15 protein-coding genes are annotated in these 20,781 nt (G+C 64.0%); 2 read left to right on the top strand and 13 right to left on the bottom strand.

From position 1 onward, the window contains the following. Positions 1–411: 411 nt before the first annotated feature. Positions 412–1,032: a hypothetical protein gene (locus AB4Y82_RS19645; protein ID WP_441605283.1), complete on the bottom strand. Its 621-nt coding sequence runs from the start codon at positions 1,030–1,032 to the stop codon at positions 412–414. Positions 1,033–1,348: 316 nt separating this feature from the next. Between AB4Y82_RS19645 and AB4Y82_RS19640 the strand changes: the two genes are divergently transcribed. Then, the gene (locus AB4Y82_RS19640; RefSeq protein ID WP_441605282.1) at positions 1,349–2,158 is read left to right on the top strand and encodes an SDR family NAD(P)-dependent oxidoreductase; all 810 of its coding nucleotides are present in this window, start codon (positions 1,349–1,351) and stop codon (positions 2,156–2,158) included. Between the two features lie 163 nt (positions 2,159–2,321). Beyond that, positions 2,322–2,699 (top strand): DoxX family protein, encoded by a 378-nt coding sequence (locus tag AB4Y82_RS19635; protein WP_441605281.1) that lies wholly within the window; start codon positions 2,322–2,324, stop codon positions 2,697–2,699. Between the two features lie 54 nt (positions 2,700–2,753). On the opposite strand, the gene AB4Y82_RS19630 is transcribed toward AB4Y82_RS19635, so the two are convergent. From AB4Y82_RS19630 to AB4Y82_RS19575, 12 genes are all read right to left on the bottom strand, one after another. After that, entirely contained in the window at positions 2,754–5,222 is a 2,469-nt protein-coding gene (locus tag AB4Y82_RS19630) for a tetratricopeptide repeat protein (protein ID WP_441605280.1), read from the bottom strand. 116 nt (positions 5,223–5,338) lie between these two features. Then, on the bottom strand, positions 5,339–6,679 hold the full coding sequence (locus tag AB4Y82_RS19625; protein ID WP_441605279.1) for a BatD family protein: 1,341 nt from the start codon (positions 6,677–6,679) through the stop codon (positions 5,339–5,341). Next, entirely contained in the window at positions 6,676–8,295 is a 1,620-nt protein-coding gene (locus AB4Y82_RS19620) for a VWA domain-containing protein (RefSeq protein WP_441605278.1), read from the bottom strand. The genes AB4Y82_RS19625 and AB4Y82_RS19620 overlap by 4 nt, the downstream gene beginning before the upstream one ends. Position 8,296: 1 nt before the next feature. After that, positions 8,297–9,319, bottom strand: a complete 1,023-nt coding sequence (locus tag AB4Y82_RS19615) for a vWA domain-containing protein (RefSeq protein ID WP_441605277.1) — start codon at positions 9,317–9,319, stop codon at positions 8,297–8,299. Further along, positions 9,306–9,806, bottom strand: coding sequence for a DUF4381 domain-containing protein (locus tag AB4Y82_RS19610; protein ID WP_441605276.1), 501 nt, complete (start codon positions 9,804–9,806; stop codon positions 9,306–9,308). The genes AB4Y82_RS19615 and AB4Y82_RS19610 overlap by 14 nt, the downstream gene beginning before the upstream one ends. A 3-nt stretch (positions 9,807–9,809) precedes the next feature. Next, positions 9,810–10,760, bottom strand: a complete 951-nt coding sequence (locus tag AB4Y82_RS19605; RefSeq protein ID WP_441605275.1) for a DUF58 domain-containing protein — start codon at positions 10,758–10,760, stop codon at positions 9,810–9,812. A gap of 16 nt (positions 10,761–10,776) precedes the next feature. Then, a complete protein-coding gene (locus AB4Y82_RS19600; protein WP_441605274.1) occupies positions 10,777–11,757 on the bottom strand; it encodes an AAA family ATPase in 981 nt (326 codons plus the stop codon). Positions 11,758–11,785: 28 nt separating this feature from the next. Then, the gene (locus AB4Y82_RS19595) at positions 11,786–14,308 is read right to left on the bottom strand and encodes a fused MFS/spermidine synthase (RefSeq protein ID WP_441611583.1); all 2,523 of its coding nucleotides are present in this window, start codon (positions 14,306–14,308) and stop codon (positions 11,786–11,788) included. A 202-nt stretch (positions 14,309–14,510) separates the two neighbouring features. Further along, positions 14,511–16,181 (bottom strand): arylsulfatase, encoded by a 1,671-nt coding sequence (locus AB4Y82_RS19590; protein ID WP_441605272.1) that lies wholly within the window; start codon positions 16,179–16,181, stop codon positions 14,511–14,513. A 98-nt stretch (positions 16,182–16,279) separates the two neighbouring features. Next, positions 16,280–17,317: an HAD family hydrolase gene (locus AB4Y82_RS19585; protein WP_441605271.1), complete on the bottom strand. Its 1,038-nt coding sequence runs from the start codon at positions 17,315–17,317 to the stop codon at positions 16,280–16,282. 353 nt (positions 17,318–17,670) lie between these two features. Beyond that, a complete protein-coding gene (locus tag AB4Y82_RS19580) occupies positions 17,671–19,107 on the bottom strand; it encodes a DUF1254 domain-containing protein (RefSeq protein ID WP_441605270.1) in 1,437 nt (478 codons plus the stop codon). A 127-nt stretch (positions 19,108–19,234) separates the two neighbouring features. Further along, positions 19,235–20,764, bottom strand: a complete 1,530-nt coding sequence (locus tag AB4Y82_RS19575) for a CehA/McbA family metallohydrolase (protein ID WP_441611581.1) — start codon at positions 20,762–20,764, stop codon at positions 19,235–19,237. Between the last annotated feature and the right edge of the window lie 17 nt (positions 20,765–20,781).

Genomic DNA, 20,781 nt, shown 5'->3' with positions numbered 1-20,781 from the left:
GTTCGGGCTTATCCCAGCACGATGCTGCGGGCGTTATCAGGCCATTTTCTTTGGGTTACTTTCGACGCGAAGCTAGTCCCGTGGGATCTTTTGGGCCAGCAAAAGAAAAGTGACTCGAGCGGCGGCAGCCGATCGAAACGCCCGCCGCGCAGGCGGCACCCTGGCGTCAACGCAACAACTAAGCACCGGGGCTCTGGATGACCAGCCATGCGGCGCTTGAAAAGCCCTTCCGGCCTGCGCCGGAATGACAAGCCAAGGTCCGGCCTCCGCCGGGATGTCGCGCAAAAAAACAACCTCGCCCACCGAGACACCAAGCAAAAACCAAATCTGCGCCCAGCATCAAGATCAACACCAGCCGCATAACGATACCAAGCAAGAAAGGGCCGCCACGCGGCCCCCTCAAGCCCCACCTTACTTCGCCGCCTTCCCCTTCGGCGTCACCGTCAACGCCAACGCCTCGACATAAGTGACGACCATCATATCGCCTACTTTCAGCTTGTTCAGTTGCGCCTGGCGCTCCGGATCCTTCACCTCGATCGTGCGGCTCTTGCCGTCCGGACCGGCCACGGTGATGGTGTGGTGCTTGAGGTCTACCGCAGTCAGCCTGCTCGTCACCGTGACGCTCTGACTTGCCTTGGCGCCCGGCTCGCTGCCCTTGGGTGCGGAAGACTGGCCTGCAGAATAATCCACGCCTGGCTGGGCGCTGTCTGCGGACATCACCTGCAAAGCCACCGCGGCCTGATAGTGCGCTGTCACCTGATCGCCGGCCTTGAGCTTGTCGAGGTTCTGCACATCGGGGCCAGCCTGCACCGTGACTTCCTTGCCCTTGGGACCCTTCAAGGTGACCAGGCGCTTTTCCTGATCGACGGATACGACGGTTGCCGTGATCGTCTTGTCCTCGCGACCCAGCTCGTGCACCGTTGAATTGACCGCAGACTCGGAGGCAGCCTGTTGTGCCGTCGCAAACATGGGCGCGGACATCGCCATCGCCGCGGCCAGCACACATGCCGTGGAATGCTGGAATGTCTTCATGAGCTTGTCTCCTTTGGGTGTCGATCGCCGTTTGGCGGTTGGTGCGTTGGAAGGCGGACGCCAGGCGCCGGCCAGTTTCCTGGAGGGCCCGCGTGACGGTGTTTCACGTCGGCGTGATGGGCGTCCCCTCGCCCGATCATGTTCGGTCAGGACGTCGCGGCCCACGAGCGTAAAACCACCCAAGAGTGCTAGGTACTTTTACGGCTCGTGCGAACCCCGCGGGGCGTGACAGCGCCGTCGACGGGGAGCAAGCTTGCCGGCATGCATCGCGGCGAGTCACGCGATCTGGCCATCCATACTTGCGGAGTCATCGCTCATGTCCGTTGCCGAACCGCTCGACACCGTCCTTATCACCGGCGCCTCCACCGGCATTGGCGCCACGTATGCCGACCGTTTCGCCCAGCGCGGCCACCCGCTGGTGCTGGTGGCGCGCCGAGTGGAGCGTCTGGAAGCACTCGCAACGCGACTTTCCCGTGAATATCACGTGAAAGTGGACGTTTTTGCGGCCGACCTGACCTCGCAATCCGAACTCGCCAAAGTCGAACAGCGCCTGCGCGATGATGCGGCCATCGGCATCCTGGTGAACAACGCAGGCCGCAGCGGCGGATCGGTACTCGCGCAGACCTCGCCCGACGACGTGCAGGCCATGATCGAGCTCAACGTCACCGCGCCCTCGCGGCTGGTTGCCGCCCTGCTCCCGCGGCTGGTGACGCGCGGCCACGGCAGCATCATCAATATCGCATCGGCGCTGGCCATTGCGCCCGAGCTGTTTGGTGGCGCCTATGCGGCGAGCAAGAGCTATGTGCTGACTTACACCCTCGCGCTGCACAAGGAGGTGGCCGAGCGCGGCATCCGCGTGCAGTGCGTATTGCCCGGCGTGACGCGCACTGAGATCTGGACCCAGGCGGGCCTCGATGCCATCCCCGCGCACATGATCATGGAAGTCGACGAAATGGTGGACGCCGCGCTTTCTGGTTATGACCAGGGCGAAGTGGTGACGATTCCTTCGCTGCCCGACATCGAAGCATGGAACCGCTACGACGAGGCGCGCCGCCGAATGGCTCCGGAGCTGTCGCGCGACGTGGCGGCCGATCGCTATAAGAGCGATATCCCCGAAGACGCCTGAACTGAGAACGCCGGCTACGCCATTGCACGCGTGCAGGCTTATAGTGTGCTCGACCGCACCGCGCATTGGTGCGATCCACGCGGGCCTCTTACCCGCATGCCTTGCGTAGAGTCATGGGAGAACGACCATGCGATATACGTTACTGGCAGACAGCAGGGACGGCATGCTTCTGCTTGCCCGCCTTCTGCTGATGGTTCTGTTTGTTATCTTCGGATGGAACAAGATCGAGGGCTTTTCCGCGACCGTCGCTTATATGGGTTCCGTTGGCGTCCCGATGCCAGCGGCCACGGCCGGCATCGCGGTGATCATGGAGTTCGTCGTGGGACTGGCCATCGTGGTGGGCTTCTACACGCGGCCGCTGGCCTTGCTGTTGGGCCTTTATACCTTGGCTGCCGCGGTGATCGGCCATCAGTTCTGGCATATGGTCGATCCCGAGCGCGTCGGCACGATGATCAATTTCTACAAGAACGTGAGCATCGCCGGCGGACTGTTGTTGCTGGTGATTGCCGGCCCCGGGAGGTACTCGCTGGACAAGCGATAAGGCGGTTCCACCGACCCTGGCGCGATAGTGCGCGCCAGGTGGCAGCTGGCCCGATCAATGGAAGACGGGCGTGTTGTCACCGCCCAGGCTTTGCAGCAGTTCGTGCGCTTCGCGCGAACGCGGGGCCACGGCCACCAGGCGCTCGGCGTACTCGCGGGCCTTGTCCGCATGGCCCGCATCTCGCTCCGCACCGGCCAGCGCAAACAGCAGCGACGCATCGTAGGGTGACGCGCGTAGGCTTGCTTCCCATAGCGTGCGCGCCTGCTCGTTCTTGCCTGCGGAATTCAACGCCACGCCATAGACGTAAGCGAACCGCGCATTGTCCAGTTCGGCGCGGTGGGCACGCTCGAGCCATGGCATGGCTTCTTTCGTCTCGTTCTGCCGGATCAACGACAAGCCCTTGGCGTGCAGGAGGTTGGCGTTGCCAGGAACCGCATGCAAACCCTCGTCGATGACGCCCTCCGCCTGTGCCTCATGACCGCCGTTTCGATACATGTCGGCGAGATTCACATAGGCCGGCACAAAGTCCGGCTGCAGCTTGAGGGCCTGACGAAACGCCTGTTCCGCTGCCGCCGTGTCGCCGCGCTCAACATAGACCACGCCAAGGTTGTAATGGGACTCCGGACGATCGGCAATCGCCGCCTGCGCCTGCTGATACGCGGTGAAGGCACGATCGCGCGCGCTGCGCTGCGTGACGTCGAGCTGCGAATCGGGCACGCCGGCCAGCACGCGGCCCGCTTTCACGCGCACATCGAGTACTGCATCGTCGGCCAGCGGCGCCGCCAGTGGTCCGCGTACCTGTGTCGGGAAGGCGAGCAAAGCATCGAGTGCGGCGGCGCGCATGAGCGGATCTGCATCGGCCAGTGCGGACTGGATCGCGGGCAACGCATCGGGGCTGGCGTAACGACGGAGCTCGTTGACCGCCGTGGCGCGTGCAATGACTGGCGAGCTGGCATCGGCCGCCAGTGTGGTCAGCAGGGATGACGCACCCGGTTTGCCACGACGCGCGGCATCCAATGCCTCGACGAAATGCTGGTAGCCCTTGCGCTCGGGACCATGCGCCTTGGCGATCGCATCGGCAGCCCACGGCGCGCCCTTGTCGGCGTGGCAGTTGGCGCAAGCGTTGGGCACGCCGTACTGCACGGTGAGATCGGGGCGCGGCACGCGGATGGAATGATCCGGACGTGCATTGATCACCATGTAATTCTTCGAGGGCATATGGCAGGCCACGCACTGCGAACCTGCGCTGCCATCCTTGTGCATGTGGTGTGCCGCGGTGTCGTATACCGCGGGGGTATGACAGCTCTCGCACAAGGCATTGCCCTGCGCGCGCGTCCTGCCGGTATGCGGATCGTGGCAGTCGCTGCAGGTCACACCCTTGGCGTACATGCGGCTTTGCATGAAAGAGGCATACACATACACCTCATCCAATTGCTGACCGTCGGCGTGATAGCGGCCTTCGGCCAGCAGCACGGGGTCGTGCGTATCCATCAGCCGACCGGTGGGCGCGGTGTCCTTGGCAATGATGCTGCGGCGCGAATGGCAGACCGCGCAGGTTTCCACCTCGCGATGCGTCGCCAGCGGTGCGCTGCGTGCGGGGTTGCCGCTGGCCGGGTTGGGAATCCAGCGCACGCCTTTGCGCTCGTCGAGCGCGATGGCCAGGCCCATCGATGGATCGGCATGCTGCGCCGCCTGCCCCGCCTTCGACCATTCCATATGACGCGAACCTGGACCATGGCAGGCTTCGCAGGCGACGTTGATCTCGTTCCAGCTCGTCTTGAAGGTGTTGCTCGCCAGGTCGTAGTTGCGCTGCACATGGGTGGAATGGCAGTCGGCGCACATGTAGTTCCAGTTCTGGTTCAGGCGCGTCCAGTGCAGCGTGTCGTGCGCGTCGATATGCTCGCCGGGATACAGATTGAACCAGCGCTGCCCGCCTTCGGCTGCCGGGCGCGCGTCCCATGACGCGCGCAGCGCCTGCAGACGGCCATCGGGAAACGCGACGAGATACTGCTGCAATGGATAGACGCCGAAGGTGTACTTCACTTCGAACTCGCCGGGCTTGCCGTCGGGACCGTCCGTCTTGACGGTATACGAGCTGCCTCGCTTGGAAAAACTGGCGACGGCGCCGTCTTGCTTCAGCGCACCTTCGAAATGACCTTCGACGGTCTGCTCATTGGCCACCTGCATGGCCAGCGCGTGATGCGATGACTGCCAGGCCTGGGTCTCTTTCGCATGGCATGAAGCACACGCTTGCGTGCCCACATAGTGCGCCGGCGGCAACGCGGCGGCAGGTGGTGTTGGCGCCGAGGCGACGGAGGCCACGGGCGTGGTGGCCACACCAGGTGCCGGCACGCGCAGCCACCAGATGCCCAGCACCACCAGCACCAGCAAGGCCACGCCGAGCGGAAGCCACCAGAGCCCGCGACGCTCTTCGGTCGACGGGGGCGCGCTTGCGGGTGCGGCGGGACGCGCGGACGCGCTCTTGCCAGAGCGCTTGCCGTGGCTCTTCCTGGAACGCCCCATGCCCTCTCCCCAAGCCTGTACGAGTGTATGCGCCGCTTCCCGTGGCGCTGTGTTTCAACAGCCGCGCGGGCATGGTAACGGGTATCTGCGATGACGCCGTGAATGCGCGCCGCGCTTCACGCGGCGGGATTGAGCGGCGGCAACGCCGACTGTTGTCGCCAGCGCCAGCGACTGCGCTTCCACTGGCGCCTTGCGGCGGCAAGCCCATCGACCAGTGCGTTGGCGGACCATGGCGAGCCGTTGCCGCCATACAGCGAATCCTGCAGCGCGTTCCACTGATCGCGCAGCGCGGCATCGCCATGGCGCGACACCCAGGCGTCGATGCTGGCGGGTGCGCCATCGTCCGCGGCCCGTCGCACCCACGCGTCGATGGCTTGCGACAGCGCGACCGCTGAAGCTTCGCCGCGCCGACGGCGAACGGCGCGGAAGGCGACGGCTTCACGATGGCGCCAGCGGTATCGCCAATCTTTCCACCGCTGCCATTGCCTCGCGCACCATGCACGGAAATACCAGCCAAGCCCCGCCAGCACGGCAAGCGTCAACACGGCCAGTCCTGCATCGCTGGAGAACCAGCCGATCAGCCGTGGCATGAAACCACGCTGCGGTAACGCAAATCGCGGCTTGTTCGCCGCTCCCCACCATGCATGGAAATGCACAGCTGGCACGGTGCTCTCGCGCCATTCGTGCGTGCGGCTGTCCATCCAGCGCACGCTGATCGGCGGCAAGGTGTAGCGACCACGGTGATCGATCACGTAGCTGGCCGTGTCCACGCGGGTGCCACCGACGAAACCGCCGTGGTTATCCACCGCATCGCGCACCACCGGCGAGGCCGGATACAAGGTCAACCCGTCCACCGGCGCGAACGTGCTGGGCGGCAACATCATCGCCGGCGCGCCTTCGGCGGATATCTCGATGCGACGCGTCAGTGTGTCGCCGACATGCAGCCCGCCGTCCTCCGGCGTGATGGTCTGGGTGATCTTGAGCGAGCGGGCGATGAGTGCCTCGGTGACGCCGGCTGGCAGCACCAGCGCCCTCACCTCCAGCGACAGGGGCTGGGTCTGCACGGCAACTGGCGTGCGTTGAGCGCCGAGATGGGCGGTGATCTCGAACGACGGAATGTCGATCGGCCCCGACATCAGGGGCGTGATCAGATACGTGCGTGAAACGCCGGACCACGACTGACCGTCCACCGTCTCGACCAAATGCCCCGGGGTTTCGGCCGACAACGACAAATAGGCGCCGTCGATGTGCAGCTCCGGCAGCACGGGTGCGTCGATGAAGAAATCCGACGTCAGTACATCCACGACGATGCGAGCCGTCTCGCCCTGCATCAGGGTGCCCACCGGCTCCTGGTGCACGCGTACCCGCACGGGCGGCGGTGCGGGTGGTGCTTGTGGCTCGTCGGCATAAGCAAGCACGACGCTCAGATACAGCAGGCATGCGATCAGCCACTTCATGGCTGCGGGCCTGCCGCACTGCTGGCGGGCGCGGGTGCCGGTTGGCCCTCTTCGATGCTGAACTTGGTGCGCAGGAAATCCGCAGGCGACACGCTCAGGTTGCGCATCCACACATCGGCGGGCAGCTGCGAGGGACGCTTGCCCGTCACCTGCATCTTGCCTTTTCCCTTGGCGCCCTCCTTGTCCTGCTTGACCTGGTCGGGGCGACTTTCGTCGTCCTCGTCCTCGGCCGGCACGCTCTCCCGCTGCTTCATCAGCGTGACCATCAGGCGCAGATTGGCTTCGGCGTCCGGGAAGGGATGACGCAGGCGCAGCGCTTCGTCGTAGGCTTCCTCGGCTTCCTCGTATTCGAACTGGTGGGCATAGCTGTTGCCAGTCATGAACTTCGCATCCGCACCCGGCAAGGTCTCGAAAATCTTGCGCGCATCGTCCCAGCGGCCATGCTGGTACAACGCCCAGCCCTTCCAGGTGGGATCCTGGAAATGCTGGGCCGCCTTCTCAAAATCGCGATGCTCGTAGTACCAGCGGCCTTGCTGATCGGGGGTGAAGAACCAGTCGGCCACATGCCAGTCCGCCGCCATCGCGGATGATGGATGCATGGCCAGCCCGGCAACGCCGAGCACGAACACCCAGCGCACCATCCAGCCGCGCCGGAACCAGAACAGCGCGATCAGCACCAGCGGGTAGCACAGGAAGTAGCCATACTCCTTCCAGTGCACCGACGATTTGTCCTTGACGATCTGCAGGTGATGCACGGCCTCGCGCTGCACCCATTGCATGTCTTCGCCACCTGAGGTGATGCTGGCCAGTGGAACATGCGCTTGCGCGGAGAGCCGCTGCAGCGCGCCGTCATCAAGCTTGGCGTTGAGTGGTGTGCCATCCGATCCCGTCTGGATCTGGCCATTGGCCCCGCGCAATGGACCGCCCTCGGTGGTGCCCACCGCCAGCATCAACACCTGCTGTCGCGAGTGCTGCCGATGCGCCACGAACGCCGGGATCTGTGCATCGTCGAACCCGCTGGTGAAGAACACGATGGTGCCCGGATCGCTTTCCGCGTTGAGCAGCTTGTCGGCCAGCGCGAGTGCGGCGCCTGCGTTGAGTCCCTTGCCGGCTGGCAGCAGGTCGGTGCTCAGCGCCGAAAGGAACATTTCCATCAATGCCGCATCGTCGGTGGGCGGCAACACCATATGTGCCGAACTGGTGTAGACGATCAGGCCGGTGCGGCCGCCCACGCGCAGGGCCATCAGGTCGCGCACCTTCTGCTTGGCGCGCTCCAGCCGCGTGGGCGAGACATCCATCGCGTTCATCGCCGCGGAGAGATCCATCGCCACGACGAGCGGCGCGCGGTCCTCCGCAAACGGCGGCGATTCCAGTTCCCACGTGGGGCCGGCGCAGGCAATGCTGCCCAGCACGAGCACAGCGCAGACCAGGTGAATGGGACGGGGACGCCAGCGCTCGCTGTCGCCGACCACCAGATGCGCCAGCAGGTGCGGCGCGATCATGCCTTTCCAGCGTTGCAGCGGATCGTTGCGACGGCCCCACCACCACAGCAGCAACGGCCCTGCCGGCAGCAACAGCAGCCACAGCGGTCGGATGAAATGAAAGCCCTGTTCCATCTCAGCTCTCCGACGTACCGGGCGACAGCCGGGACATGTCGCGGCGGCGTGCCAGCGGCGCCAACACGCCAAGCATCACCAGGTGATAGGCGATCATCAACAGCAGTGCAGCTCCCAGGGGAACGTAGTAGAGCCTGACCTTCGGCCGGTAGACCGAATGCTTCACCTTGCTGGGTGTCACGCGATCGAGCAGTGCATAGATGCCGGCCAGCTGTTCGCGGTTTTCGCCGCGGAAGGTGCGCCCGCCCGTGGCGCTGGCAATGCGCTTGAGTGCGTCCAGGTCGACGCGGTTTTCACCCTTGGCCATCGGATCGCCGATGCCTATGGTATGGATCACGATATGGCCGGCCTTGGCGATCTCGGCAGCCTTGTCCGCGGGAATGCGGCCCGCCGTATCGTTGCCATCCGTCAGCAGGATCAGCACGCGCTCGCGTTGCTGGGAATGTTCGGTCATCTTCACGGCCACGCCGATGGCGTCGCCAATGGCCGTCTGTTCGCCCGCCATGCCTACGCGCAGCTCGTCGAGCAACTCGCGCACGGCCACATGGTCGAGCGACAACGGCGCCTGCGGAAACGCGTTGGTGCCGAACACGATCAGGCCGATGCGATCGGTCGTGCGATGGGCGATGAAATCATCGACCACGCCCTTCACGGCGCTCAAGCGATCGATGCGCTGCCCTTGTGGATCCAGGAAATCAGGCGTGGCCATGGAACCGGACAGATCGATCGCCAGCAGCAGATCGCGCGCCGATTCAGTGCGTTCGATCGGCGGCTCCAGATGCTGCGGTCCGGCCAGGGCCAGCACGACCAACGCCCAGCACAATGGCGCCAGCACGCGGCGCAGCCAGTTGCCACGCAATACGACGGCACCACGCGCGGGCGTTTGACCTGTAGCCTTGGTCAATTCGTCGAAGAACGGCACGCGCACAGCGCGCGTGCGTTCGCCGTACGGCGGCAACAGCCACCACACCAGCAGCGGCAGAGGCAACACCAGCAGCAGCCAGGGGTGCTCAAGCTGCCACATGGTCGTCGATCCAGTGGCGCAGCAGTGCCATCAAGGCAGCGAGTTCGTCCTTGCCGAGCTCACGCGGCCCGTAAGCGAGTGCATCGAGCTGACGCCCCGGCCCTTGCACGAATCCACCGCGGGGATAGGTCCGATCGAGATAACGTAGCCACGCTTCGCCCGTCAGCGGCGCCACCTCTTGCCGTGGCGCCCACGACAGCACCGTGCGCTTGACCAGCACGGGCAGCGCGGCCAGTGCCTCATGGCGCGTGGCCGCATCGTTCGCCGCGCGCTCGATGGCGTCCAGCTCGACCTGCGCTTCGCGCCGATAGCGATTGCGCCGCCACCTGCGCCAACGAAAGAACGCGTACAGCAGCAAGCCGAGCACGATCAGGCCGCCGACTACCCACCATCCGGCGGTCTGCGGTGCGTAGGACACCGGCGGCGGCGCCGGAATATCCTTGAGATCCGCAATCGATGCCATCGGCTTGTCGGGAAGCAATAGCACCGCCTACCTCCCGCGCAGGGCGAAGCGCCCAAGCATGCGCGCCACCTGCAGGAGCGTGGGCTGTTCGGTATCGATGGCCAGCATGGGCACGCCGCAACGCTGCACCAGTTCGACGGTTTCCTGCAGGCGCCGGTCGAACATGACGCTCAGCGGCTCGCGAACCGTCTTGCGGTCGAAATCCAGCTCCACCTGCAGCTCGCCCTCGGTGACGACGATCTTGCCCCGGTCCGGTATCGCGCGGGCGGATGGATCAAACACCAGGGCGGCGACAACGTCGTTGTGCGTGGCCAGCTCACGGATCAGCTGCAGAGTCTCTTCGTCCGCCCCCAGGAAATCGCTGACGATGAAGACCAGGTAATCGTGCGTCGCCAGATGCAGTGCGGCACGCAGCGCGGCATCCAGTTGCCCGGGATTGATGCGCACCGGATCATCCGCGCGCAAGGCCTGGTTGCTGCGCGCCAACGCGCCAAGCATCGCAAGCAGGCGCGATCGGCTGCGATGGGCGCGGATGCTTTGGATATGGTTGTCATCGAACACTACCGCGCCGGCACGGTCGCCAGCCTGGAACGACATCCACGCGCCCAGTGCCGCCAACTCCGCCGCCACCACCGATTTCATCGCGCGGCGCGTGCCGTAGAACATCGAGATGCGCTGGTCCACCACGAACAGCGCGGGTCGATCCCGTTCCTCCGTGTACGAGCGCACCAGGGCATGACCCACGCGCGAGGACGCCTTCCAGTCCAGATGACGAAGATCGTCGCCCGGCACGTAGGCACGGATCTCCTCGAAATTGAGGCCGCGTCCGCGCAGGCGCGATGCATGTCTTCCCGCAAGAATGCTGTGATGCGGGCGGTGCGGCGTGGCTCGCAGGCGGCGCGCATCGAATTCCATCCGCGCCAGGTACGAAGGCGTGACGTAGACCGTACCAATGTCGCTGTCCGATACCGCTGCCATCGCACCGATCTCCCGCTCAGGCCGGCACGGCCACCAGCTCCAGAATCTTGTCGATCACCTGATCGGCATGGATGCCTTCGGCGCTGGCGTCGTAGGAAAGCATCAGGCGATGGCGCAGCACGGGATGCACCATCGCACGCACATCATCGGGCGTGACATGGTCGCGCCCTTCCAGCCATGCATGGACGCGCGAGGTGCGTTCCAGCGCAATGCCGCCGCGTGGACTGGAGCCGATCTGGATCCAGGTGGCCAGGGTCTTGTCGTAGTTGGCAGGATGGCGCGTGGCATCGACCAGGGCCATGATGTATTGCTCGATCGCCGGCGCCACATGCATGGCATGGATCTCGCCACGCGCTTCGAACACGCTGGCCGGTGCGATACGCGAATCCTGCCCCCCACCCGCACCATGGGATGCCCCCACTTCCTCGCTGCGCACCAGTTCGAGCACGCTGATCTCACTGTCCTTGTCCGGATAGTCGACCAGCACCTTCATCAGGAAGCGATCGAGCTGCGCCTCGGGCAATGGATACGTGCCTTCCTGCTCGATCGGGTTTTGCGTGGCCATCACGATGAACAGATCCGGCATCTTGTGCGTAGTGCCGGCGACGGTGATCTGCCGCTCCTCCATCGCCTCGAGCAGTGCGGCCTGCACCTTGGCCGGCGCACGGTTGATCTCGTCGGCAAGAATGACGTTGCCGAAGATCGGGCCCGGCTGAAACTGGAATACGTTCTGGCCGTCCTTCTGGTGCAGCACTTCGGTACCGGTGATGTCCGAAGGCAGCAGATCAGGCGTGAACTGGATGCGGCGCATCTGGGTATCGAGGTTCTTGGCCATGCTCTTCACCGCACGCGTCTTGGCCAGGCCAGGCAGGCTTTCGAGCAGCAGATGACCATTGGCCAGCAGCCCCACGATCATCTGACGGATCAGCTCGCGCTGCCCGATGATGGAGGTCTCCATCTGCGCCTGCAGCGTCGCAACGGCCTCTTTCGCATTCATGTCCACTCGCTCTCCGTCGCCCACCGCATCACGGTCCGCCGCCAGCGATCCAGCGGTAATAGGGGTTCTGGCCGTCCGCCTGCATGACCAGACCGAGGGCTTCTGACCAATGGTCGCGATCGCCCTGATACGCAGCCAACCCTGACGCGTAGAAAGTGAACAGCACGTCGCGTTGCGTGTGCATGGCATCGATCAGTTGGTCGTCGGCCCCGTGCAGCGGCGGCGCGGTGCGCAGCGTCACCAGTTCCGGCAGTACGCGGACGATTTCGTTGCGCCGCAGCCATGCCCCGTATTCGATGCTCGGACGGTCGTCGGTCACCGCGGTAGTGTCGCCGGCGTAGCGCTCCAGCCCGGCCCGATCGGTGACCCACGTCGCCAGCAGCGCAGCGGGCGTAGCCACGCCGACGTCGCCGAGCGATTGGGCCACAGACGGTTGGTTGAAGCGCTGCGCGATGCGTGCCGCATCCAGTTCGATCGGCTCGTTGGACCCAACCAGCAGCATTTCGTGAAGCTCGGTGGTCCACAGCGTGGCGTGCGGGAAGGCATCGAGGAAGGCGCGTACCATGGCGCGCGAATCCTCGTCGTTCTGCGTGGCGATGGGCCACCATTGCGCCAGGATGCCGCCCGGCGCGAGACGCCGCGATGCCAGCTGATAGAAATCGCGCGAATACAGATTCACCACGCCGGCGGCCGAAGGCGGCGGCGGCTCCAGCGTGATCACGTCATAGGTCTGCGGGTTGGCCAGCAGTTCGCGGCGCCCATCGCGCAGACGGATATCGAGACCCGGGTCGCTGCCCGCCTGGTAATTGCCCTTGAACTGCGCTGCGGCATGGACCACCGCAGGCAGAAGTTCGGCGCAAACGCGCGTGGTGAGGCCGGGATACTGCGACAGTGCGCCCGCCGTGATACCGGTGCCGAAACCAATCACCAGCGCCGAATGCGGCTCACCGCGATGGATGATCAGCGGCAGTAAGGCCTGCAGACGCATATAGCGCTGAGAAGGCAGCGTATCGCCGGAATTGGACACGCCCTGGATATAGAGTCGATGGAAGCGGCTGTCGCCCTGCCCCTGTGCCAGTACTGCCACCGTGCCGCCACGGCTCTCCTGATAATAGGTGAGCTCGCCCCCGCGTACCTGCGCCAACAACGTGGCGAGCTTTTGTGGCGGCGTCAGTATCGCGATCACCAACGTGCAGGCGCCCACGGCGAGCACGATCCAGCGCGATCGATCGCGCGATGTGGAACCCGCAAACACTGCAGTCACGCCCACCACCGCCGCCGCGATGGCAAGCAAGGCCAGTGAACGCACCAGTCCAAACGTCGGCACCAGCACGAAGCCCGTCAGTGCGGTGCCGGCAATGCCGCCCAATGTGTTCACGGCCACCGCGAAACCCACACTTCGGCCACTGCGTCCCGGTTGCGCGTATAGCCGCAGCACCGCCGGAAACGCGGCGCCAAGGAGCAGCGTCGGCAGCAGCACGACCACGATGGCGGCCACGACAAATCGCGCGCACATCGCAGCGAGGCGACTGCCGGTGAGGCTCGTCATCACATTGGCCGCCTGGCTCTGCAGCGCCGGCAACCACTCGCCCAGCACGCTGACCTGCAGCAAAGCCACGAGACCCGCCAGCGCGATAAGCGCGCCGAAGACGAACCATCCGTTGCGTACGCGATCGGCGAAACGCGCGTGGATCGCACTGCCCAGCATCAATCCGAACAGATAGACGGCCAGCATCATGGCGAACGCGAAGGCGCGCGTGGTCATGAACTGCACGACGGTCTGCGACCAGATCACTTCGTAACCCAGCGCGATGCCGCCGGCGATGGCATAGAGCGTTAGCGCGAGGCGCGCGGAACGACGGGACGCCACCGGCGCTTCCTTGCTGTCCGGCGGTACGAAGGCATGACGACGATCCAGCATCCACGCCACGGCAGCAGCAATCGCGTTGACGGCGGCCGCAGCCAGCGCCGTTCCTTGCACGCCAAGCGCTGGAAGCAATACAAACGGCGCGGCCAGCACGCCGGTAATGGCCCCTGCGGTGTTCGCCGCGTAGAGCCGCCCGCCCGTGCCGGCCACGCTGTCGCTGGCGCTGGCGCGTACCAGCACAGGCAGCGTGCCTCCCATCGCCACCGCAGGTGCGCCCACGAGCACGAAGGGAAGCAGCCAGGCGAGCCAGCCGACCCGTTGCTCCCACTGCGCAAAGAGCTCGGCACTGTGCGGCAGCAGCAGGGTCGCCCCCACCCCAAGCACACCGACTGCCACTTCAAGCCACGCATAAAGACGCAAGGGATGAGAGAGCCCGTCGGCGGTACGTCCCCACCACGCACCACCGATGGCCAGTCCCGCGAAGAAGGCGCTCACGGCAATGGTGACGGCATAGACCTCCACGCCCACCACCAGCGAGAGCTGCTTGATCCACAGCAATTGATAGACCAGCGACGCGGCGCCCGAGCCGAACAACAAGGCGGCCGACCAGTGCGCTGTGGCGACGTTGACGGGCAGCGCCACAAAGGCATGTTTTCCAACGCGTGGCGGCTTCATGGCGGGCATGGATCTCGCGCGGGACGGTATGTCATTTGAGTATACGGACCAGGCGCGCTGCGTAGAGCTACTTAAGTAACCGCGGGCAAGCGCGCCTTGCGCACCGTCACATCGAAGACAAAGTCACCTAAAACGCAGACTGCCCGCACGGATGCGGGCAGCCTGCCTTTGACTTAGGACAAGTGGCGTTGATGCCATCTCTCGCCAGTCATTACTTGCCCTGCTTCTGCAGTTCCATCTTCAGCTGCTGGACCGCCTTGTCGATGGTGAACGAGTCAGGCGACTGGCTCGGCGGATAGTCCTTGAACGTTGCCAGGAAACGCGCGGCGCGCAGGTTGGCTTCCACCGTGACGTAGGCGTTCTCGGTCTCCCAACGGTAGTAACCGGTGGTCGGACCAATATCGGCACGCTCGTACGGATCCATGCGCAGGTTGTAGAGCTTGGGCAAACGCAGGCAGGTGAACGGCTCCATCCAGATCTGCAGGCCACCAGGTGCGCGCTGTTCGCAGAACACGGCCTTCCAAGCATCCGGCGTGACGGCGCCGGGCTCCAGTGGATCCCATCGCACCGCGACGAGCTCCGCATCGTCGTCGAAATAGAAGAACTCATCGCGCGGTCTGGTGTTGTTCTGCCCTGTCAGATACGGCAGGAAGTTGTAGCCGTCCAGATGCACTTTGAACGACTTTCCACCGATGCTCAGGCCCTTGGCCAACTTGTTCACGATGTCGCCTTCGCCGGCCGCCGCCACAAGAGTCGGGAACCAGTCCAGGCCAGACATCAGCGCATTGCTCACCGTATTGGGACGGATATGACCCGGCCAGCGAACCATGGCGGGTACGCGGAAGGCACCTTCCCAGTTCGAATCCTTCTCGCTGCGGAACGGCGTATTGGCGGCATCCGGCCAGGTGAAGAAGTTCGGACCGTTGTCGGTGGTGAAGACCACGATGGTGTTCTTGGTGATGCCGGCGTCATCGAGTGTCTTGAGCAGCTTGCCGACATTCTGGTCCATCTCCCACATGCCATCGGCGTACTCATGGCCCTTGCCCAGGCCGGCCTTGCCGATGTACTCCGGACGCACGTGGGTAAAGATGTGCATGCGCGTGAAGTTCATCCAGACGAAGAACGGTTGCTTGGCCTGAGCCTGCTTCTGGATGTAGCCGATCGCCGCGCCCGTCGTCTCGTCGTCGATGGTTTCCATGCGCTTGACGGTGAGCGGGCCGGTATCCTGGATCTTGCCATCCGAGAAGGTGTGCATCACACCGCGCGGGTTGTAGACCTTCAGGAAGTTCGGATCATTCGATGGCCAGTACGGACGCTCCGGCTCTTCTTCGGCATTGAGGTGGTAGAGGTTGCCGAGGTATTCGTCGAAGCCATGCTTGGTCGGCAGAAATTCATCGCGGTCGCCCAGATGGTTCTTGCCGAACTGCGCCGTGGCATAGCCTTGACCCTTCAGCGCCTGAGCAATGGTGACATCGCGGTCCTGCAGACCGGCCTTGGCGCCGGGCATGCCGACCTTCGATAGACCCGTCCGCAATACCGTCTGACCGGTGAGGAAGGTCGAGCGGCCAGCCGTACAACTGTTCTCGGCGTAATAGTCGGTGAAGATCATGCCTTCGCGGGCGATGCGGTCGATGTTGGGCGTGCGATAGCCCACCAGGCCCATCGAATACGCGCTGATGTTCGACTGCCCTACGTCATCGCCGAAAATCACCAGGATGTTGGGCTTGCCGTTGTCCGACTGATTCTGCTGTTGGTCCTGTGCCGGCGGCTGTGCCTTGGCCGTGGGCGGTTGAATGGTCACGGCAGCCACGACGAGCAATGCCGTCGCGACCACCGTGGTGATCGATGTCAACAATCTGCTGCGCTGCCACGGGCGAAACATGGGAACCTCCTCATGTGCTTCACGACTGCGCAAGGCAGCCAACGGTGACACATCGTTCATGCCGCAACGGCGCCCAATGCCCTGCGCCGTCTCTTGCGCTACTGCTTTTCAGCGGGGTAGATGACTTTCCAATCGTTCTTCATGTCCACCACGGTCCAGTGCCTGGCCGTGGCTTCATCCAATGCCTTGTCGAGCTTGCCGATCTTCGACTGGCGGTCGTACGACCACTCGCGCGCCGCATCGGTGTGATGGACCAGGCCCGCAAAGCGCGCACCATCGCCCGAGGCCGTCCACTCGAGCATCTGCTGGTCGCCGTCGGAGTTGCCGAAGGCGAAGATGGGTTTGACGCCGAGCGAGCGCTGGATGCCGACAGGTTTGCCGGGGCCGTCGTCGATCAGCGCCACCTTGGGCAGCTTGATCAGCACAGGCTTGCCGTTCTGCATCTCGTACTTCAGTTCGCCCTGGCTGCCGATGATCTGTTCCGGCGGAATGCCGTACACCGCAGGGACCCATGCGCGCATGAAGTCCTGCCCGCCGCCGGACACGATGTACGTCTTGAAGCCGTTGTCGCGCAGGTAGTGCAGCAACTCGAGCATCGGCTGGTACACCATCTCGGTGAACACCCTATGCGTCTTCGGATGCCGGGCCGTGGACACCCATTGGTTCACGTTGCGCGCGAACTCATCGGTGGTCATGCCCGAATGCGTCGCCGCCACCAGTTCGAGTATGCCCTTCTCACCCGATGCCGCGAGACCCTTCATGTCGCCCGCGAGCGCGGACTTGAACGGCTCGGTGGTCTTCCATTCCGGGTGTTGGGGCGACAACGCCTTGACCTGGTCCAGCGCAAAGAAGAATTCAAAGTAGGCCGGTTGCTCCGCCCACAAGGTGCCGTCGTTGTCGAACACCGCGATGCGTTTGGCCGGCTCCACGAAATCGGGCGTACCGTCGGTGGTGACTTTCTTGACGAAGCTCTCGATCTGCTGCCTGGTCGCGCCATCGTTCCACGAAGGCAAGGGATCCTGCGCGGCCATGCAGGCGTTGGTCCAAGCCATGGCGACGAGCAGACAGAGTGCCGCCCAGCGACAGGCAAGCGTCCTGCGTGCCGGCGTCCCGCCGGCGCGGACTAGATCGTGCATTCGAAGTACTCCCGACATATCCGATCCTTCGCTGTATCAAGCGGCCGCCGTGCAAGCTGGCAGCTGAGATCCGTGATGGGCGCAGCCTAGGCTGGGCGCCCCGGCGCAGAGGCAGCGCGCCAGCCATCACGGTCGCGAATTTGGAGGGGTCTGACAATCCGAGAGACTACGTACGTGGTGTACGTAAAATTACTCGGCACGTCCCTTGTGCTGTATCGCGCGGCGTTCGCTGTCGAGGAGACTCGGGACGCAAGAAGATGCTCGCGAGGTCGCGCCGACCCGCGACGAATAAGTCCTGGGCTGACCCGTGCTGTCCAGGTCGCCGCTCTTGTCTGCGTCGGTGTCGCAGGCCCTTACGCCTGAGGCTCGACGTCCGGCAACTTCCAGAGCTTGTCGAAGAACGCCTTCTCCGGCCCGTAGAAGCGAAACAGCAATTCGAAGGGACGCGCGGGATCGGTAGGAACCCAGTTGGCCTCCTTCCCGCCCGGCGCCCTGGGGCCGAAATAGATATCGACCGATCCATCGGCATTGGTTTGCAGGCCCGGCGTATTCGAACCGCGGCTGCCCCAGCGCATATTGCGGATAAGTGCGTGTGTTTCGCCGTCGTACGCCGTCACCGACCAATAGAGTTTGACAGGCACCTTGGCCGGCACATGCAGGCGGTAGTGTTTCCCGCCTTCCATGCGTTTGCCCTGGGCATCCTTGATCGCCAGCAGATAGAACTGCCCGGCGCCCAGATGTTTGGTGCTGAAATACGCCATGGAGTAAATCACGGCGCGGCCATCGATCGGATAGCTATCGGGGTTGCTGAAGGTGGTCATCATCCCTGCCAGCGTGTCCTGCGCGGCGGGCAACGCCCAATGGGTGTTGTCGAAGAACGGCGGGACGAACGCCTGCTCGTATCCCAGATCGATCGCCGCCTTCGCCTCCAGCGCAGCTGCATCGAAGGCCTGCCTGGTCTCGGTGGAAGGGTTGAACGACTTGCCCTTCTCGATGCCCAGCGACTTGAGCATGTCGATCATCGCCTTGTCGCGTGTGATCCAGGGCTCGGCCTGCACGAAGCGATTCAATGCCTCGAAGAATCGACTGTCATAAGGGATGGTGGCATCGAACGGCTTGTCGTACACATCCACGAACCTGGTCTCGGCGCCGCCAGCCTTGTTGGCCGTCGACAGCGGATAGAACTTGACGCGCCTGCCGTACGTCACGGCCTTGTCGATATCGGCGTCGCTGCCGCTCTTGAGGTTGGAGCGCAGGATGGCAAAACCGCGATAGGTGTCGGACGGCATCGGGATATAGCCCGCCGGTACCTTGTCCTTGTACCCCGGCGGAAGGATCAGATACTTGCCGCCTTTGCCTTTGTCGACACCGGCCGGGCCCACATCTTCCAGCGCGTTTTGCCAACTGTCGTCCACGCTACCCGTAATGGTCGCGCCCTCCTCGGCCGGAGGGATCTCCATCACGACAGGGCCGTTCCTGGTGTCGTAGAACGGCATGAAATAAATAGTGTCGGGATTGGGCGTGAGCGTCTGGTCTTTCCAGTTGACCGGCCGCGACCAATAGGCGACCTGGTTCGCACCGCCCTGCAGCTTCTCGAACGCATCCTGCATCAACTGATAGTTGACTGCCGGCATGCCCCAGATCACCGCCTCAGCCGCCCGCCGGGCAATCGTGCGTTGCTGGATATCCTTGGGGCTTGACGCTTGTGCTGCGAGAGCTGTGCTCCACGTCGCTGCCGACGCAAGAGCCAGACTGGTCACCATCGCGGTCGACAGCAGGAGCGCTTTCATGGCCTCAATCCTCGTCATCAAACGAGTGGTGCTTGCACCAGTTTGAGACAAGCCGCCCGGATCATGCCTCCGTAGTTCTACCTAATCAGGGCCGGGAGGAAGCGATTGACGGCGGCCATGCGCGCCATCAATTGAGGTAGATCGGATTGCCGACGATCAACAGGCTGCCATCGGCGCCACGCACATTGACCCGCAACCAGTGTCGCCTTCCATCGCTGCTCCAATCGAACGACAAGCTCTGCTTGGCTTCACGAATGGCCAGATCTTCCTTTGGCTGGAAGGGCTTTCCATCCACGATGATCTCCGCATGCGCCTGATCCAACGCGTCGGCACGCATCGTGATGCGAACCGTGCTTCCGGCCGGCGCGCTCAACGCATCGCCCATTTCCGCGGAATGCTCACCCACGGTCGCCACGACATCGATCGTCCGGTCGCGGGTGCCTTGCACATCAATGAAAACATGCCCGGCGCGAATGCCATCAAGGATGGCCTTCATCGACAACTCGCTTGCGTGAACCACCGTGGTCGGCAGACCGATCGCCATGCTGCCGCCGGGAAACGGCAAGGCCACCTTCGCATTGTGGTTGTCGCTGCCGCCGATCCCGGTCAGGTGGTAGCCGTGGTTAAGCTGCTCCTCCCAAAACGGAATGCCGGTGTGCTGCGGGCTCCTGGCGTCGATGCCGTTGACCGCCTCGATGGCCTGCACCAGATGCATGTCGACCGGCTTTTCCGGCGTCCAGCCGCAACCCATGCAGGTTTCGTCGTTGGGACGGATGGGATGGTTGATGGAAAACACGCCGTGCAAAGCTTCAGCCTGCGTCAGCAAGGCATTCCAGTCAGGCACGGACTTGCTGCCCAGGCGGAAATCCAGCGGCTCGGTGGTGCCGAACAGGTTCGCGTGCCCCTGGAAGGTGGTCACCTCGCGCGCAGGTATCAGCAACAGATGGTCGAAGTACGGCTGCAGTTCGCGGATGTCGTTGGCCTGCGACACCGTGTTGTGATCGCTCAGCGCGATAAAGTCGAGTCCGCGCCTGGCGGCATCTTCCACGGTGAAGACCAGCGGGCACGGTGCACGCCCGTCGCCGCTCTGCGTGGGACAACTGCCATCGCTATGCGCGCCATGCATGTGCAAGTCGCCCCGATACCAGCCCGCCTCCTTGCGCAGCGGTGGATTGAGCACGGCAGGCAACCACGCCGGATCGCCCGGATGGCCAAACCAGATCTTGGCCGTGTACTGAGCCTTCGACGCGGGACGGATATTGGGGATACCGAGCAGTAGCGCCCAGCGTCCCGGCTGGATTGGACCCGGCGCGAATGACGGCGTCGCATCGACCGCGCCCACGGTGAACAGCTGCTTGCTACCGCCCGTCCAGCCGCGCAGTCCTTGCTGGCTGTGAAAGCCATCGGGATCTTCAAGGCCCAGATCGATCGTGCTGTGCTCGGCGCGCCCTGTAGACTCGAACTGCACGGTGATGCGATTGACGCCCGCCGGCACCTGGAACGGCACCTCGCGGTAGCTATGGTTGTCGCTGCCGATCAACTCGCCGTGCAACACCACGTCCGGCGCGCTCTCCGTGGCACACGCCACGCCCAGCAAGGCCAGCCACAGCGCCACCAACGCCAGATACCCAAGACGGCCACGCGTACTCTCATTCATTGCTTGCTTCCCGAAAC

The sequence above is a fragment of the Dyella sp. 2YAF14 genome (assembly GCF_052114725.1).
Lineage (GTDB): Bacteria > Pseudomonadota > Gammaproteobacteria > Xanthomonadales > Rhodanobacteraceae > Dyella.
This window is presented reverse-complemented; position numbering and strand designations above follow the sequence as displayed.